Origin of the sequence: Methanolobus vulcani (genome assembly GCF_006546655.1) — an archaeon.
Lineage (GTDB): Archaea > Halobacteriota > Methanosarcinia > Methanosarcinales > Methanosarcinaceae > Methanolobus > Methanolobus vulcani_A.
Genome location: NZ_VIAQ01000006.1, coordinates 23,094 through 37,506, shown reverse-complemented (window position 1 = coordinate 37,506; position 14,413 = coordinate 23,094). Strand labels below are relative to the sequence as shown.

The window sequence follows — 14,413 nt, the reverse complement described above, 5'->3', positions numbered from 1 at the left end:
ATAATATAAATTAAAATGAAAAGACATATATATTGCAAATCTGTGTAACTTATGGAATCTATATAGGAAATATATGTGCATATTTTTTGATTTCATTCTACTGAATTGATTAAGTATTCAAAATCTTAATCATCATTAGTAAAACAAATTTGAAATTAATAGGAAGGTGAGCTATTATGAATATTAAAAAAGTATTTATTGTTGCACTATTGGCAACTGTCCTGATGGTTGCAAGTGCGTTCCCTGCATCTGCAAGCGAAGATGCAAGTGAAGCAATTGATGAGGTAATCGAGCACGCAGAAGAACTCGTAGAGATGTCTACAACTATCCACGATGAAACCATGAATATTGCAGATGATGAGTCTCTTGATGACGATTTAAGGGCTGCCGGTGAAGCTATCCACCAGTCCTCTCATGAAATCGAGCAAATAGGAGAAGCTATCAAAGAGGATGCCGATGAACTTAAAGTGCTTGCTGAAGATCCTGAAACAAATGAAGATGATATCATAATCGCACTCGATGAGATTATGGAGCATGCAGAAGAAGCACTTGAACTTATAGATAGCCTGGACGGAGATCTTCAGAAGGTAATGGATGATTCTCCTGAATCCCATCAGGAGTATGCAGAATCTATCAGTGATGCTCTTACAGAAACAGGTTCAATCGCAAACCACATCATTGATCACGCTGAAGAGGTGGAAGAGGCTCTTGGTCTTGCAGAAAGTGTAACGCTTGAAGGTGATGCAGGAACACATGTATCAGCTATGGAAGATCTCGCAAATGAAATCGTTGAGCTATCTGAAACTATCCACGATGAGACCGAGTACATTGCTGACGATGAGGCACTTGATCAGGAATGGAGAGACTATGGAGAGGAAGTACATCTTTCATCCCATACCGTAGAACAGGCAGCAGAGGCAATCCTTGAGTGCATCGATGAACTCAAACCACTTGCTGCAGATCCGGATGCAAACGAAGCTGCTGTTAAAAACAAGGTCAGCGAGATCGATGAACATGCACAGGGAATCATTGATGAACTTACAAGCCACGATGAAGCTGTTCACACAATACTTGAGCTGGAAGAGCCATATCTTGCACATGCAGAAGCAACCCACGATGCTGTACACAAGATAGAGTATGAAGCATTACAGATTCAGAAGAAAGGAGAGAAGCTTGAAGCTGCCCTTTATCCAGAAGAAGAAGCTGAATCCGTAGAAACAGCAACAGGGGACTCTGAGGCTTCATCTACGTCAACAGAGAGCAGTACTCCTGGTTTTGAGATTGCAATGGCAGTCGCAGGTATCTTTGGTGCAGTTTGCCTTTTCAGAAGGGAATAAATTCCAAAGATGAAAGGGGGATAAAACCCCTTATTCTTTATTTATAAGGAGAGATATATAATGCATATTTCAGACGGTGTGCTATCTCCAGCTGTTATAGCCTTTGGCTGGATTGTTTCTATAGTTTTTATTGCCTTTTCTTTCAAGTGGGCTCAAAAACATGGCAGTATTGCAGAACAGATACCTAAACTGTCTGTATTTACAGCAGCTTTTTTTGTTGCTTCACTTATCCATATTAACGTACCGCCCACAAGCGTACATCTTATTCTGAACGGTCTGCTGGGTGTAGTACTTGGTGCACTTGCATATCCTGCAATGTTCATTGGTCTGGTTCTTCAGGCATTATTGTTCCAGCATGGAGGCATAACCACGATAGGGATAAACAGTTTCAACGTAGGTGTTCCTGCTCTGATCAGTTATGTGGCTTTCAGAAAAGGTTCTGCAATGGGACTTTCAAAGCCTGTCATTGGCGGTATCTGCGGAGGTCTGGCAATACTCCTGACCACAGTGTTCCTTGCACTGGTACTTATAACTGCAGGTGAACAATTTGAAATGATGGCAAAGCTTGTAATAATCCCACACATGGTCATAATGGTAATCGAAGCAGTAATAACTGCCTCAGTAGTAGCATACCTGGCAAAGGTAAAACCAGAACTTCTTCCACTTGATAAGGAGGACAACAAATGAGATCCACCAGATTAATCACTATAGCAATACTTTTAATCCTGAGCATATCACTTATGCCGGCTGCATCTGCACACAGGTGTTATGTGGAGCAGGTCGGTGCGGATGAGATAGTCGTCAAAGCTTTCTATGAAGGCGATTCTCCAATGGGACTTGCAGAATACCAGATACTCAATGCAGACTCCGAAGAGGTCCTTTATGAAGGTGAGACCGATGAGGATGGCTTTTTAAGTTTTACTCCGGTTGAAGACGTCACTCAGTATACTGTGGTAGTTGACCAGTTTGGTCATATGGGAGAAGCCACTATAAGTGCGACAGGCGGCAGCGCCGAAACAGCTGAACTCCCTCTCTTCATGAGGATATTCACAGGTTTTGGATATCTTCTGGGACTTGCAGGTATTGCAATGATCTATACCGCAAAGAAAAAGCAGTAAAGAGGCGTAAGTAGGATGAAGTATCCTGAGATCGACAAATACGCAGAACTTGATTCTGTGATTCATCGTTTTGATCCAAGGGCTAAAATAATTACTTTCACCCTGCTTATTTTTTCATTTGTTTTTATAGAAAACCTCGGGGTTGCATTTTTAACCCTGTTATTTTCTTTCTTCATTTTGCTTTTGTCAAAGATTCCTCTGGGATTTATGTTCGACAGAATGAAACCCGGTTTGATCTTTGTCTTCCCTTTTTTGGTAATAATGCCATTTGCCGTGGAAGGCAATGTATTATTTTCTATTTATGGTTTGAACATAACTTATGAGGGTGTCTATTATGGTATCCTGGTATTTGTCAGGGCAGCAACTTCAATAATGTTTGCTTTAACCATGCTCGGAACAACAAAAATGGATGTAACGATGAAATCACTCTACTCGTTGAAGGTGCCTGCTCCCCTGGTTCAGACATTGATGTTCTCTTACAGGTATGTTTTTGTCTTCATTGATGAATTCATTAGTATGTGGACCGCAATGACTTCCAAAGGCTTTAAGTTAAAAGCAAATAAACATTCTCTTTCAGTCGTAGGTAATATAGTTGGTATGCTTCTTGTCAGGAGTTGTGAACGAGCTGAACGTGTCCATCATTCTATGTCCTCAAAAGGTTATACAGGAGAATCCAGAACCATTGTAAAATTTAAAATGCAGATGACAGATTATTGTCTGGTGGCGTTTCTGGTAGGTATTGCTTTGATATTCAAAATGTATGAGATGTCATTATTATGAAAAAAGCTATAAGTATTACTAGTTTGAATTATTCTTATCCTGATGGCACAAAAGCACTGGATGATGTCAATATTGAGGTAGAGCAGGGTGAGAAGATTGTCATCATGGGTCCGAATGGTGCCGGAAAGACAACTCTTTTCCTTCATCTTAACGGTATTATCCGTTCCGATGATGGTAATGTAAAAATATTCGGTAGTAGCATCGGAGACATGAAAGTCGAGGACAGAATAAAGGAGGTAGGGGTTGTGTTTGCCGAGCCTGACGATCAGTTATTCATGTCAACGGTTTATGATGATGTGGCATTTGGTCCTCTGAACATGGGACTTAGTGAGGAGGAAGTGGGCAGAAGGGTTAAAAAAGCTCTTGCAACTGTCGGTCTTGAAGGATTCGAGGAAAGAGTTCCTCATCACATGAGTTTCGGACAGAAGAAAAAAGCCGCTCTTGCAGCAGTGCTTTCTATGGAACCAAGGGTCCTTATACTCGATGAACCTACGGCGAACCTTGATCCGAAAAGCAAGGCTGATCTGATCAGAGTGATCAATGACCTGAACAGGAACGAAGGTGTCACCACCGTAATAGCAATGCATGATGTAAATGCACTTGCAGATCTTGCAGACAGGGTTTATGTCCTGAACAGGACAATAGTAGCTGAGGGAACTCCAAGAGATATATTTTCAGATCCGGTTCTTGTAAAAGAGAACAATCTGGATGCTCCTGACCTGTTCAAGTTCTTTAAGATCATGAGGTGTTTTGGTGCAGATTGCAGCCAGACTCCTATGTCGATAGATGAATCTGTCACAGTAATGACAAAAATGATCGAGTCACTTGAAGGGGAATTGTATCTCACGGTAGATGAAAACACTCATTCTCTGGTGAATGAAATAATAGCGAGTTACAGGCATTGATATTGGATTTTGATAAAATCAACAATATCATTTACATTTCTTCTTTTCCTTTTATCATTCTATTATTTTCTTTCTTATATTATTTGATTTTCAACAGTTCCAGTTGTGTAATAATATTTTTCACAGTGTTAACTCGTTATGTTTATGTACTCCTTATTGTATATTCACGCGTGTTAATAATTTCAACATTCTTGTTATTATTAATTACAATTTAATGAGGATTTATAATGCACATTCCAGATTCCTTTATACCAATGGGACAGGCAATTGTCTACTGGGTGATTGCCCTGCCTTTTGTATTTATGTCCCTTAAATGGGCTCGTAAAGAACTTGATGATATGAAAATACCAATTCTTGCTGCTCTTGCAGCAGGTATATTTGCTATACAGGCATTGAACATTCCAATCGGAATGGGTACCAGCGGCCACATGGTCGGTGCTGTCCTTGTTTCCATTATATTTGGAAGTCCGTTTGCAGGTGTTCTTGTACTTACACTTGTGCTTCTGGTTCAGGGTTTTGTCTTTGGTGATGGGGGCATCACAACAATGGGTGCAAACATCTTTAACATGGGTGTTGTCTCTGGCTTTGTGGGCTACTATCTGTTTGCAGCTCTGAAGAGTAAGGTAGATATAAAAGCTGCAGCTTTTGTCGGCGCATGGATCGGTCTTCTTGTTTCCGCACTTGTATGTTCTGTGGAAATGGCAATTGCAGGCACGTTCCCTCTTGTAGCGGGACTTGCAACAATGGGTCTATATCACCTGATAATCGGTATTATCGGTGAAGGACTTATTACAGCAATTGTGATCACAGCAATTGAAAAGTCAAGACCGGATTTGCTTGATTCATCAGTTACAAAGGCCAAAGGTGTGAGGGCATGAGTGTGACAGCAAATTCCAATATGAACATGAAATTCCTTTATGCGGGAATTGTAATTGCTTTACTGATTGCCATTGCAGCTCCTTTCCTTGCATCTTCAGACCCGGATGGTCTTGAAAGCGCAGCAGGAGGCTTAATCGATGAAGTCACATACTCTACTATGGAAGAATCTGCTCCTTTTGTAGAGTCTCCAATGCCCGATTATGCAATTGAGGGACAGGGCAAGATGGGTGAGGTAGCTGCAGTTGTTGCAGGTACCATTCTTGTACTTGGTATCAGTTTTGTATTAGGAAAAGCAGCGAAAAAGAACTAAATTCTTTTTCTTTCTCTTTTTTAATTTCCATTTCAGGCTGCAAAAGCCATGATCATTGTTCCAATTGTTAATATCGAAAACAATATATCGCTTATTTTTATTTTGTCTTTGTGAACGTATATTTTATTGGCACTGGAATATCCTCTGCATAGCATACTGATGTAGGTGCGCTCTCCCTGTTCATAAGAACGAATGAACAAAGAACTGATGGTATGTGCGACTTGCTCAAGAATCCATCTGCGTGGCACGTCTTTATTCCACAGGTAGAACAGACGTGTTTTCTGCGCAACCCTTATGCGTTTGAGAATTATCCAGAATACGAAAAGGTACCTTACCATCATTGACAGGATAAGTGTGAATTCTGCCGGCATTCCAAGTCTTCTTGCAGAGCTGACCATGTCGTTCATCTTCATTGTGGATGACATGAGGACAATGGCCGTAATGCAGACAATGTACTTGGCAAGTAGTATGAGACCAAATGTTATACCTTCATATGTCACAGTTATTCCAAGTGGAAGTTCTACCGGATAGACGGTGAATGTTTCAATAAAAGGCTGCCTGACAAAAGGCTGAATCAGGACAATAGTAACCCCGAATGGCAATATTGAGAGAAATCTCATGAGGGTGTAGAGCGGGTTAAGTCTTGCAACTGCCATCAGGAGAATAAGATAAATTTCTAGGATTGCAAGCTTTGTGAAATTAGCCTCGTCCATGCGCGGGAGGCTGACGGCAAAAATGATAATGGCAAGTGTTGTAAGTATCTTTACTCTTCCATCAAGCCTGTGGACCGGGCTGTCCCTGTATGCTTCCCTTTCAATATCATTAAGTGTGATCTTCATGGGCAGGCCTTTTATTTCTCATTTATGAGTCGGATTACTTCGTCTCTTGCATCCGGTGGTGTGATTTTTATATCAGCATCAAAACCGGATTCCTGAAGTAGCTCAAATACTTCTGCAATGCGTGGCATCCTTAGATGTGCATTTTTAAGCAACTGATGATTTTTGAATATCTCTTTTGCAGTCCCGTTGGCTTCTATCCTTCCGTGATGCATGACATATACCCTATCTGCAAAAAGAGGCACAATGTCAACATCGTGGGTTGAAAGGATAATAGTTATGCCGAATTCCTTGTTCATGCCATCGATGATCTTCATGATGTTTTCGGCACTCTGGGGGTCAAGTCCTGCTGTTGGTTCGTCAAGTACAACCACTTCCGGTTGCATTGCAAGTACCCCTGCAATAGCCACGAGTTTTTTTTGCCCTCCACTAAGGTGATGGGGCGATCTTTCCTCAAAACCGGAAAGGTTTACCAGTTCCAGGGCTTTCTTTACCCTTCTCTCAACCTCTTCCTCATCAAGACCCATGTTTATGGGTCCAAAAGCAATGTCCTGTTCAATTGTAGGTGCAAGAATCTGGTCGTCAGGATTCTGGAAAACTATTCCTACAGTCTGGCGCACCGTCCTGATATTTTTCTTAGAAATGTTTTCTCCTTTCACAAGAACTTCTCCTGCAGCAGGTTTCAATATGCCGTTGAGATGTCTGAAAAGAGTAGATTTGCCAGCTCCGTTTGCTCCGAGAATTGCTATCTTTTCTCCGGGATAAAAGTCAAGATCAATATTATCAAGAGCTTTTGTCTCGCTGCTTGCGTAAAAATAGGATACTCCTTTTAATTGAATGATAGGTTTTTCGGTCATTATAGTCACGCTGATTTACAACCGGCCAAAAAGCCTGTTTTTGACAGGGAGCTTTTTCCATTCTACTTAAGAATCCTGTTATAAATACTTGTTTGGTGTTACCAAATCGCAGTATTTTTTTATTTTAAATGTGTCTTTTCCTTCAGGATATCTATTGCTTCTTTTTTGTAAGACATGAAGAATTATTATGGTGGTACCAATCTATATCTACTAACAACACAAACATAATACTGATGTTCAGGAAGATACGCAGATACATTACTATTTTCAGGGTATTTTCAAAGTACAATCTTTTCAGTCTTGTTTACAGCGAAGTGAACCAGTATTATGTTTCCAACAGGAAAAATCCCTGCGCATTGGACACCAGGAACAGGGAGAAAGCCGTAAATCTAAGGAAAGCTCTTGAAGAGCTAGGTCCCACGTTCATAAAACTGGGACAGATCCTTAGTAAAAGACCTGATATTGTTCCTGCGATCTATGTGGAGGAACTGGGAAATCTTCAGGATAATGTCAATCCTCTTGGATTCGATGAAATGAAGGTGGCATTCGAAGGTTTCAGTTGCAGCATTGACGGGACTGAAACCAATGAAGGCACGGAACTATCTAATTTTGATGTTCTGAGTATTTTTGATGAATTCAATACTGAACCTATTGCATGTGCTTCCATCGCCCAGGTCTATGAAGCAAAACTTGATGGTAAAAGGGTTGCTGTTAAGATAACAAGACCAAAACTGGTCGAGACAATAAATCTTGATCTTGCAATACTTGATGATCTTAAGCCTCTAATCGTAAGAATTATCGGACTGGGCAAGAATTTCGATATCGCTGCTTTCCTTTTTGAGTTCAGAGAACTCTTAAACCGTGAGCTTGACCTTAGTAATGAGGCAAGGAACATCAAGCGTTTTGAAGCGAACTTTGCAGATGTGGAGGAAGTTCATGTTCCGTATATTTTTGACGAGTATTCAAATGAGAATGTTCTTGTTATGGATTACATGGAAGGTGTAACCATCAGGAAGCTTTCAGGAGTCACTCCTGAAAAGAAGAAATGGTATGCAGATATTATCAGTAAGAGCTACCTGAAGCAGGTCTATATCGATGGATTTTACCATGCAGATCCCCATAGTTCCAACATAATCCTTCAGGAAAATGGTATTGCATATATTGACTTTGGAGCAGTCGGTATAATTGATGATGAACTGCGCCGCAATATGCTGAATCTTTTCTATGGGATATATAAGCAGAGACTGGATGTTGTTTTTGAATCATTCATGAAGATTACGGGGGTAAACAAGGAAGATATCAATGTGCGCCGTTTCAAACTGGACCTTGATGACATCATCTCAAAGCAGAATTATTCATCCGGTGAACGCCAGAGCGATAACTATGCCACCCTTGCCCTAAAATACGATCTTTCTCTTCCAAGTGAATTCTCAACTCTTGAGAGGGCGCTTATATTGATTGAAGCAAACTGTCTTGAACTTGATCCTAAATTCAACCTTCTGGAAAATGCAAAACCTGTAATTATCAAGGTTTTGATGAAGCGCTATTCGCCATTTGAGGCTTTCGAGTATCTGCAGCTTGAAGGTGACAGGTATCTGGAAATCATCAAGGAACTTCCACAGGGTGTGAATGATGTTATTGAAACCATCAGGGGATACAAGATAGAGAGATTTGAAAAGAAGACCGATGAGATCAGGAAGTACAGGACAATTGATTCTATTTCCAAATACACTTTCCTTCTTGGCATTCTTCTTGCATCTTCATACTTTGCGATTAGTGGTGAAGGCTACCTGCCATTAATGGGTATTATGGGATTTATGAGTGCTATATTCCTGTTTGCAGTTATGTTTGTGAAAAGTTCTTAATGTATGTTCATCTTTATTTTTTATGATTTAATGGTTGTAAATTTTATTTATGTTTAGTTTCATACTACATATTAGAGGGGTAAGAGTTCATTAGTTTCTCTTGATTATAATCTTAAAGGGGCTGGAGGAGATTAATCACATAAAAGGGAATAATTTCGGGTGGTTATTTGGTGGGAAGCACTATGATTTTTTTGCAACAATCCTTGGTTTTGGTGATGCGTATTACCATCAGGTAGCTGAAATTTTGCCACTTGAAAAAGGGATGTCTGTCCTGGATCTTGGCTGTGGTACCGAGTCAGTTGGTATTGCAATTTCCAGACATTTTGGAAGAGATGTGGAAATCCACGGGGTTGACCTGTCGGATAATCAGCTGGGTTATGCAGCCATAAAAGGGTTAAGGTTGGATACTTCTTTGAATCTTTATAAAGGCTCAATGGATTTGTTGCCTTTCAGCAACGGATCATTTGATCTTGTAGTTACATCAGTGGCGTTTTGTGAGACAACATCCGATGTGAGAAGAGGTGCTATCAAAGAAGTTTCTCGTGTACTAAAGAACAAAGGGTTTTTTGCAATTGTAGATTGTGCAAAACCAATTCTTGGTCTGGATACAGTGATGATGCTTCCTTTCTTTATGTTCAAGGAAACAGCTGAAAGCTGGAACAATCATTATCCTGATATTTGTCGGGAAAATAATCTGATTCTTGAAAAAGAAGTATATATCAAATCCTATGTAAAGTGCCAGCTTTTCAGGAAAGCTGATTAAAAAAGAAAGTTTTGTCCGCACAAAGGCGGACAAGAAGTAGTTTGTTTATCCGAAGAGTGCTCCGAGACCAGCCATGCCGCTCTCTTCTGCTGCATCATCTTCTTCTTCAGCTGCTGCCTCTTCTTCTGCTGGAGCTGCTTCAGCTGCTGCTGGAGCTGCGCCTGCTGCAGGTGCTGCTGCTACTGCTGCGGTTGCCATTGCTTCCTCGATGTCTACGCCATCAAGAGCTGCGACAAGTGCCTTTGCACGTGCGTCGTTTACTTCAACGCCTGCTGCCTGAAGTACTGCTGTTACTGCTTCTTCTGTAATGTCTTTACCTGCTTTGTAGAGTAAAAGTGCTGCATATATGTATTCCATGTGAAATCACCTTTTATTTATATCAATGTAAGTTATGTAGTTGTTAATTTAGATTATCCAAAGAGTGCTCCAAGTCCGGCCATGCCGTCTTCTTCAGATGACTCTTCTTCCTGTTCTTCTTCCTTCTCTTCTTCTGCTTCTACAGTTTCTGTTACAACAGTTGCTGCTGCGCTTGCTGCTGCACCGAGAGCTTCCTTCAGTTCGTCGTCAACTGCTTCTTCATTGTTAGCAGATGCAATAGATGCTACTGAAAGCATTTCGGACTGTGCTTTTCCAAGAAGCATATCGACAATGCCTGGTTCCAGTACCACTGCGTTGACACCAAGGTTGCGTGACTCTGTTGTTGCTTTTGCAATGAGTGTCTTGATGTTTTCTCCAGTTGGGTATGCTGCAAACACGGATGTGTTGAATGCCTGCTGTGCAGCCAGAACAATGTCTGAGAAGTATTTGTCTTCGTCGATGGCCAGTACATCTGGTGTGAAGATCATTCCGTTCTCAAAGGCTGCTCTAAGGTCAAGACCTACTTCCATTGGGTAGATCTCAAGTCTTGTAAGCATCGCAGCGAGTTTCTGTGAAACTGCTTCGCCTTCCTTTGCTACGGCTTTTGTCTCTCTGATTACCACCTTGCCACCGTCGATAGCTGCAGGAATTCCTGCTGCCTGCATATCTCCGAGTATTGGGCCTGGTGGGAATGATGTTGGTCCCTTTTCGACGATAATGTCACGAGGTGCAATAGCACCTGCCTTGATTGGGGATGGGCTCTTGCTCTTTTCCAGTGTCTTGAACAGTTTGAATGGGTTCTGTTCTGTGAATACAAGGGCGGTCTGTACGTCTACGTACTCTTCCATTTCCTTTACTTCACTGGACTGCTCAAGTGCTCTTTTGATAAGAGTGTTCCTTGAGACTTTCAAAACAGCCTTACCTTTAAGGTCCTTTCTCATCTTCTGAAGCTGTTTTGCTGGAATTCCACCAATACCAATGACACCCATGATCGGGTATTCTTTGATGAGTTCCTTGATTGCCTCAACTTCATCCATTTTCCACTGTGGGATGTGGCTTGTGTGGTGTTCATCGGCCATATCATACCACCTTCACTGATTTACCCATCGTGGTTGTAACATAAATGGATCTTATGTTATGGTGACCCTTTTCAAGGGCTCCTTCCACTCTGCTAAGGACTGTTTCTACGTTCTCTGCAAGTTTCTGGACTTCCATATTTCTACGGCCAACAGATACATGGAAAGTAAGCTTATCCTTTGATCTTACTCTTATTGAGCTTCTTGCGCTGTTAATAAGATCAGCTACATTCTTTCCTGGTGGCAATGGAGTTGGCATCTTACCTCTTGGACCAAGGATAGCACCAAGTGCCTTACCAATCTGTGCCATGTATTGTACTTCTGCTACGAAGAAGTCAAACTCGTTGGCAACTGATCTTGCACGTGATTTATCTTCTGCCATCTCTGCAAGGTCTTCTTCGGAGAACACCATGTCTGCGCCAGCACTCTTTGCCTGTAGGCCTACCTCGCCTTTCGCAAATACTGCGATCTTGAGGTCTTTACCTAGACCGTGTGGAAGTAATATCTCTTCATCAACACGGTTTTTAGGCTGACTCATGTCCAGATTCTTCAAGTTAATAGCGAGTTCAACACCCTCTGAGAATTTTCTATCAGGTGATTCTGCTAATAACTTCTCAATAGTTTCTACTATATTTTCGTCTGCCATTCTTTACCTCCCGTAGTGTGAACTCATGGTTCAGGCAGGACCTTAACGGTCTACTACGGATTTATCTAGAGTTTCAGGCCTTTAGACCTTTACTCTGTCTATAATGGGCACACCAATAAACAGTATTTCTTTTAAAGTTATTGGTCAAAGCATGAAGTTACCATGCTTCTTGTGCCAGTGCATCGTCAAACTGTCCCTCGTCAATAGCTTTCTGGCATTCCTTTGGAGGCATGCCTTCTGCTGTAACGCCCATTGGGACACAGGATCCAATTACTTCTTTTACTGCAGCCTTAAGTTCGTATGAAAGTATATCTTCTTTCTTCATACGTGCTATTTTTGCTGCCTGTGCAATAGTAATGTTTCCTACGATTGTTGTGTTAGGTTCGCCGGATCCCTTCTGGATTCCTGCTTCCTGTAATATGAGTGCAGATGTTGGTGGGGTTCCTACTTCGATTTCGAAACTCTTATCGTCTGCTACTATTACCTTAACAGGGACTTGCATCCCATTGTAATCTTTTGTCTTTTCGTTGATCTTGTCGATCACGTCTTTGATGTTAATTCCAAGAGGACCAAGTGCAGGACCGAGTGGTGGACCTGGATTTGCTTTTCCTCCTGGGACCAATGCTTCTACAACATTTGCCATTTGAATATCACCGTTGGATTAAATAATAAATATTATTTTTGATTCTTTATGTTCTCAGGCATTTTTTTCTTCATCTTTCCTGAGGACTCTTACAGTATCTCCGCGAATAGTTATAGGTATCGGTACAACTGCATCGAACAGTTCTACTGTGATTTCCTCATGTCCTTCATCGACTCTCTTCACACGTGCCTTTTCACCTTTGAAAGGACCTGATGTGATTTCGATGATTGCACCTTCTGAGATTCCTGTTACTGTTGGTTTTGGTGTAAGGAAGTGTGATATCTCCTCTATGGACGACTGCCCTTTAACCAATGCCCTGGCATGAGGTACGGTCTGTATTGCCTGTTCCACTTCCTCTGGGGCCGCTGCTTCAATTAGCACATATCCTTTTAGCTCATCCGGTGCAAGAATTGCCCTGATGTCCAGATGCTCTTTTCTTGCGGACTGAGTTATCATATTTGCTACTGATCGTTCCTGATTCGCAGTTGTTTTTACTACGAATATTGCTGACTCTGCGGTCATGATTACACCCATTTAGGCATTTCCACCAGGAGTATATAAATAAGGAAACCTAAGAAACCAATCACGAGGATTCCAAGACCAGCAACCTTGGCTATGGTCAGGAATTCTTCCCTTGATGGTTTCTTTGTTAGTTTAAGTACCCTTAAATATGTCTTCAAGGATTGGTTTATGCTTGCGCTATTGATGTTGCTTAAATCAAATGAATTTTCTGCCAAAGTACTTCACAACCGGTTATGATCGTTTATAATGCATGCGTTAATTTGGAAGCTATATAATGTCAGAACTCTGTGTCTGTATATAGCGCCATCAAAACTACGTCTTTAATAAAATACCTTTCGATTGGATTGCGGATATTTGCCATCCATCGAAAGAATACTATGTTAAAAAAGGGAGAGATTCTATTTAACAAAATCGATTCCGTATTTTCTGGTTACGTTCATTGCACCGCCGTGGCCATATATTTGTGGTGATTTCACACCAGTTACCACGATCATCGTACGCACGGTCTGCTCAAGTTCATCGTTGACCTGGGCACCCCAGATAAGTCTTGCTTCAGGGTCGATTCTGCTGTATACTTCCTGTACAACACTTTCAGCTTCTGCTATTGTCATGTCCGGTCCTCCAACAACGTTGACAAGTGCTGATGTTGCACCGGATATGTCTACGTCCAGAAGTGGACTACGTAGCGCTTTCTGTACTGATTCTACTGCCTTCATTTCACCATCTGATTCTCCAAGTCCGATCATTGCCACGCCACCGTTCTGCATGACTGTTCTAACATCGGCAAAGTCAAGGTTAACAAGACCTGGTTTTGTGATAAGCTCAGTGATACCTTTTACTGCTCTCATGAGCACTTCATCGGATACTTTGAATGCTGCCTGAAGTGGTAATCTTGGAACGACTTCAAGGAGCTTATCATTTGGTACTACAATTACAGTGTCTGCGACCTCTCTGAGTCTCTCGAGGCCAGCTTCTGCATTTGTTCTTCTTACCTGTCCTTCCACACTGAAAGGCAATGTAACAACGGCAATAGTAAGAGCACCGGCATCCCTAGCAGCTTCTGCTACAATTGGCGCAGAACCTGTTCCGGTTCCACCTCCGAGTCCGCATGTAATGAATACCATATCACTGCCATTTACTACAGCTGCAATCTCATCAACGCTCTCAAGGGCTGCATCCTCACCTATCTGCGGTAGACTTCCGGCACCAAGACCTCTGGTCTTCTTCTTACCAATGAGTATCTTATGGTCTGCTCTTATATTTAGTAGGTGCTGAGCATCTGTATTTACTGCAATGAACTCTGCGCCTTTGATTCCATCTTCGATCATTCTCTGCGTACTGTTGGAGCCTCCTCCGCCACATCCTATCACTTTAATATTGGTGTGTAGCTGGCGTAGCATCTCCTCTAATTCTGCATTTATGTCTTTGTGCTCGGGGTTTACTGCAGCTGAACTGCGGAGGTTTGCCTCCTGTTCAGATCTTGCAAGTGCCTCTTCTACTATGGATCTCATTCTTTTTC

18 protein-coding genes are annotated in these 14,413 nt (G+C 41.6%); 9 read left to right on the top strand and 9 right to left on the bottom strand.

Going from position 1 to position 14,413, the window contains the following annotated elements; genetic code table 11:
* Positions 1-176 precede the first annotated feature (176 nt).
* From FKV42_RS00715 to FKV42_RS00685, 7 genes are all read left to right on the top strand, one after another.
* A complete protein-coding gene (locus FKV42_RS00715; protein WP_154808329.1) occupies positions 177-1,337 on the top strand; it encodes a PGF-CTERM sorting domain-containing protein in 1,161 nt (386 codons plus the stop codon).
* Between the two features lie 60 nt (positions 1,338-1,397).
* Entirely contained in the window at positions 1,398-2,024 is a 627-nt protein-coding gene (gene cbiM / locus FKV42_RS00710) for a cobalt transporter CbiM (RefSeq protein WP_154808328.1), read from the top strand.
* Positions 2,021-2,455 (top strand): hypothetical protein, encoded by a 435-nt coding sequence (locus FKV42_RS00705; RefSeq protein ID WP_154808327.1) that lies wholly within the window; start codon positions 2,021-2,023, stop codon positions 2,453-2,455. The genes cbiM (FKV42_RS00710) and FKV42_RS00705 overlap by 4 nt, the downstream gene beginning before the upstream one ends.
* Before the next feature lie 15 nt (positions 2,456-2,470).
* On the top strand, positions 2,471-3,235 hold the full coding sequence (gene cbiQ, locus FKV42_RS00700) for a cobalt ECF transporter T component CbiQ (protein WP_154808326.1): 765 nt from the start codon (positions 2,471-2,473) through the stop codon (positions 3,233-3,235).
* Entirely contained in the window at positions 3,232-4,140 is a 909-nt protein-coding gene (locus FKV42_RS00695; RefSeq protein ID WP_154808325.1) for an energy-coupling factor ABC transporter ATP-binding protein, read from the top strand. The genes cbiQ (FKV42_RS00700) and FKV42_RS00695 overlap by 4 nt, the downstream gene beginning before the upstream one ends.
* A gap of 227 nt (positions 4,141-4,367) precedes the next feature.
* Positions 4,368-5,018 (top strand): cobalt transporter CbiM, encoded by a 651-nt coding sequence (gene cbiM, locus FKV42_RS00690; RefSeq protein WP_154808324.1) that lies wholly within the window; start codon positions 4,368-4,370, stop codon positions 5,016-5,018.
* The gene (locus FKV42_RS00685; protein WP_230375361.1) at positions 5,015-5,329 is read left to right on the top strand and encodes a PDGLE domain-containing protein; all 315 of its coding nucleotides are present in this window, start codon (positions 5,015-5,017) and stop codon (positions 5,327-5,329) included. Before cbiM (FKV42_RS00690) ends, FKV42_RS00685 begins: the two co-directional genes overlap by 4 nt.
* Before the next feature lie 32 nt (positions 5,330-5,361).
* On the opposite strand, the gene cbiQ (FKV42_RS00680) is transcribed toward FKV42_RS00685, so the two are convergent.
* Both cbiQ (FKV42_RS00680) and FKV42_RS00675 read right to left on the bottom strand, forming a co-directional pair.
* On the bottom strand, positions 5,362-6,168 hold the full coding sequence (gene cbiQ / locus FKV42_RS00680; RefSeq protein WP_154808323.1) for a cobalt ECF transporter T component CbiQ: 807 nt from the start codon (positions 6,166-6,168) through the stop codon (positions 5,362-5,364).
* A gap of 11 nt (positions 6,169-6,179) precedes the next feature.
* Positions 6,180-7,022: an energy-coupling factor ABC transporter ATP-binding protein gene (locus tag FKV42_RS00675; RefSeq protein WP_154808322.1), complete on the bottom strand. Its 843-nt coding sequence runs from the start codon at positions 7,020-7,022 to the stop codon at positions 6,180-6,182.
* 233 nt (positions 7,023-7,255) lie between these two features.
* On the opposite strand from FKV42_RS00675, the gene FKV42_RS00670 reads away from it, so the two are divergent.
* Together FKV42_RS00670 and FKV42_RS00665 are read left to right on the top strand one after the other, a co-directional pair.
* Positions 7,256-8,887 carry an ABC1 kinase family protein gene (locus FKV42_RS00670; protein WP_154808321.1) on the top strand — a complete coding sequence of 544 codons (1,632 nt, stop codon included), beginning with the start codon at positions 7,256-7,258 and terminating at the stop codon, positions 8,885-8,887.
* A gap of 100 nt (positions 8,888-8,987) precedes the next feature.
* Positions 8,988-9,650, top strand: a complete 663-nt coding sequence (locus tag FKV42_RS00665; RefSeq protein ID WP_154808320.1) for a class I SAM-dependent methyltransferase — start codon at positions 8,988-8,990, stop codon at positions 9,648-9,650.
* Between the two features lie 45 nt (positions 9,651-9,695).
* Here FKV42_RS00665 and rpl12p read toward each other — a convergent pair whose 3' ends face one another.
* The 7 genes from rpl12p to ftsZ all read right to left on the bottom strand — a co-directional run bounded on the left by rpl12p (position 9,696) and on the right by ftsZ (position 14,405).
* On the bottom strand, positions 9,696-10,007 hold the full coding sequence (rpl12p, locus tag FKV42_RS00660) for a 50S ribosomal protein P1 (RefSeq protein ID WP_154808319.1): 312 nt from the start codon (positions 10,005-10,007) through the stop codon (positions 9,696-9,698).
* Positions 10,008-10,060: 53 nt separating this feature from the next.
* The gene (locus tag FKV42_RS00655) at positions 10,061-11,086 is read right to left on the bottom strand and encodes a 50S ribosomal protein L10 (protein WP_154808318.1); all 1,026 of its coding nucleotides are present in this window, start codon (positions 11,084-11,086) and stop codon (positions 10,061-10,063) included.
* Position 11,087: 1 nt separating this feature from the next.
* On the bottom strand, positions 11,088-11,729 hold the full coding sequence (locus FKV42_RS00650) for a 50S ribosomal protein L1 (RefSeq protein WP_154808317.1): 642 nt from the start codon (positions 11,727-11,729) through the stop codon (positions 11,088-11,090).
* 157 nt (positions 11,730-11,886) lie between these two features.
* Positions 11,887-12,372, bottom strand: a complete 486-nt coding sequence (locus FKV42_RS00645) for a 50S ribosomal protein L11 (RefSeq protein ID WP_091710920.1) — start codon at positions 12,370-12,372, stop codon at positions 11,887-11,889.
* A 54-nt stretch (positions 12,373-12,426) separates the two neighbouring features.
* Entirely contained in the window at positions 12,427-12,894 is a 468-nt protein-coding gene (locus FKV42_RS00640; protein ID WP_154808316.1) for a transcription elongation factor Spt5, read from the bottom strand.
* A 2-nt stretch (positions 12,895-12,896) separates the two neighbouring features.
* Positions 12,897-13,109 (bottom strand): protein translocase SEC61 complex subunit gamma, encoded by a 213-nt coding sequence (locus tag FKV42_RS00635; RefSeq protein ID WP_154808315.1) that lies wholly within the window; start codon positions 13,107-13,109, stop codon positions 12,897-12,899.
* A 183-nt stretch (positions 13,110-13,292) separates the two neighbouring features.
* Entirely contained in the window at positions 13,293-14,405 is a 1,113-nt protein-coding gene (gene ftsZ / locus FKV42_RS00630; protein ID WP_154808314.1) for a cell division protein FtsZ, read from the bottom strand.
* Between the last annotated feature and the right edge of the window lie 8 nt (positions 14,406-14,413).

What these genes read in the sequence shown, in the direction of transcription:
- cbiM (WP_154808328.1), top strand. Translation starts at nt 1,398, where the DNA reads ATGCATATTTCAGACGGTGTGCTATCTCCAGCTGTTATAGCCTTTGGC.
- FKV42_RS00715 (WP_154808329.1), top strand. Translation starts at nt 177, where the DNA reads ATGAATATTAAAAAAGTATTTATTGTTGCACTATTGGCAACTGTCCTG.
- FKV42_RS00670 (WP_154808321.1), top strand. Translation starts at nt 7,256, where the DNA reads ATGTTCAGGAAGATACGCAGATACATTACTATTTTCAGGGTATTTTCA.
- FKV42_RS00695 (WP_154808325.1), top strand. Translation starts at nt 3,232, where the DNA reads ATGAAAAAAGCTATAAGTATTACTAGTTTGAATTATTCTTATCCTGAT.
- FKV42_RS00705 (WP_154808327.1), top strand. Translation starts at nt 2,021, where the DNA reads ATGAGATCCACCAGATTAATCACTATAGCAATACTTTTAATCCTGAGC.
- FKV42_RS00650 (WP_154808317.1), bottom strand. Translation starts at nt 11,729, where the DNA reads ATGGCAGACGAAAATATAGTAGAAACTATTGAGAAGTTATTAGCAGAA.
- FKV42_RS00640 (WP_154808316.1), bottom strand. Translation starts at nt 12,894, where the DNA reads ATGACCGCAGAGTCAGCAATATTCGTAGTAAAAACAACTGCGAATCAG.
- rpl12p (WP_154808319.1), bottom strand. Translation starts at nt 10,007, where the DNA reads ATGGAATACATATATGCAGCACTTTTACTCTACAAAGCAGGTAAAGAC.
- cbiM (WP_154808324.1), top strand. Translation starts at nt 4,368, where the DNA reads ATGCACATTCCAGATTCCTTTATACCAATGGGACAGGCAATTGTCTAC.
- FKV42_RS00655 (WP_154808318.1), bottom strand. Translation starts at nt 11,086, where the DNA reads ATGGCCGATGAACACCACACAAGCCACATCCCACAGTGGAAAATGGAT.
- FKV42_RS00645 (WP_091710920.1), bottom strand. Translation starts at nt 12,372, where the DNA reads ATGGCAAATGTTGTAGAAGCATTGGTCCCAGGAGGAAAAGCAAATCCA.
- FKV42_RS00685 (WP_230375361.1), top strand. Translation starts at nt 5,015, where the DNA reads ATGAGTGTGACAGCAAATTCCAATATGAACATGAAATTCCTTTATGCG.
- ftsZ (WP_154808314.1), bottom strand. Translation starts at nt 14,405, where the DNA reads ATGAGATCCATAGTAGAAGAGGCACTTGCAAGATCTGAACAGGAGGCA.
- cbiQ (WP_154808326.1), top strand. Translation starts at nt 2,471, where the DNA reads ATGAAGTATCCTGAGATCGACAAATACGCAGAACTTGATTCTGTGATT.
- FKV42_RS00675 (WP_154808322.1), bottom strand. Translation starts at nt 7,022, where the DNA reads ATGACCGAAAAACCTATCATTCAATTAAAAGGAGTATCCTATTTTTAC.
- cbiQ (WP_154808323.1), bottom strand. Translation starts at nt 6,168, where the DNA reads ATGAAGATCACACTTAATGATATTGAAAGGGAAGCATACAGGGACAGC.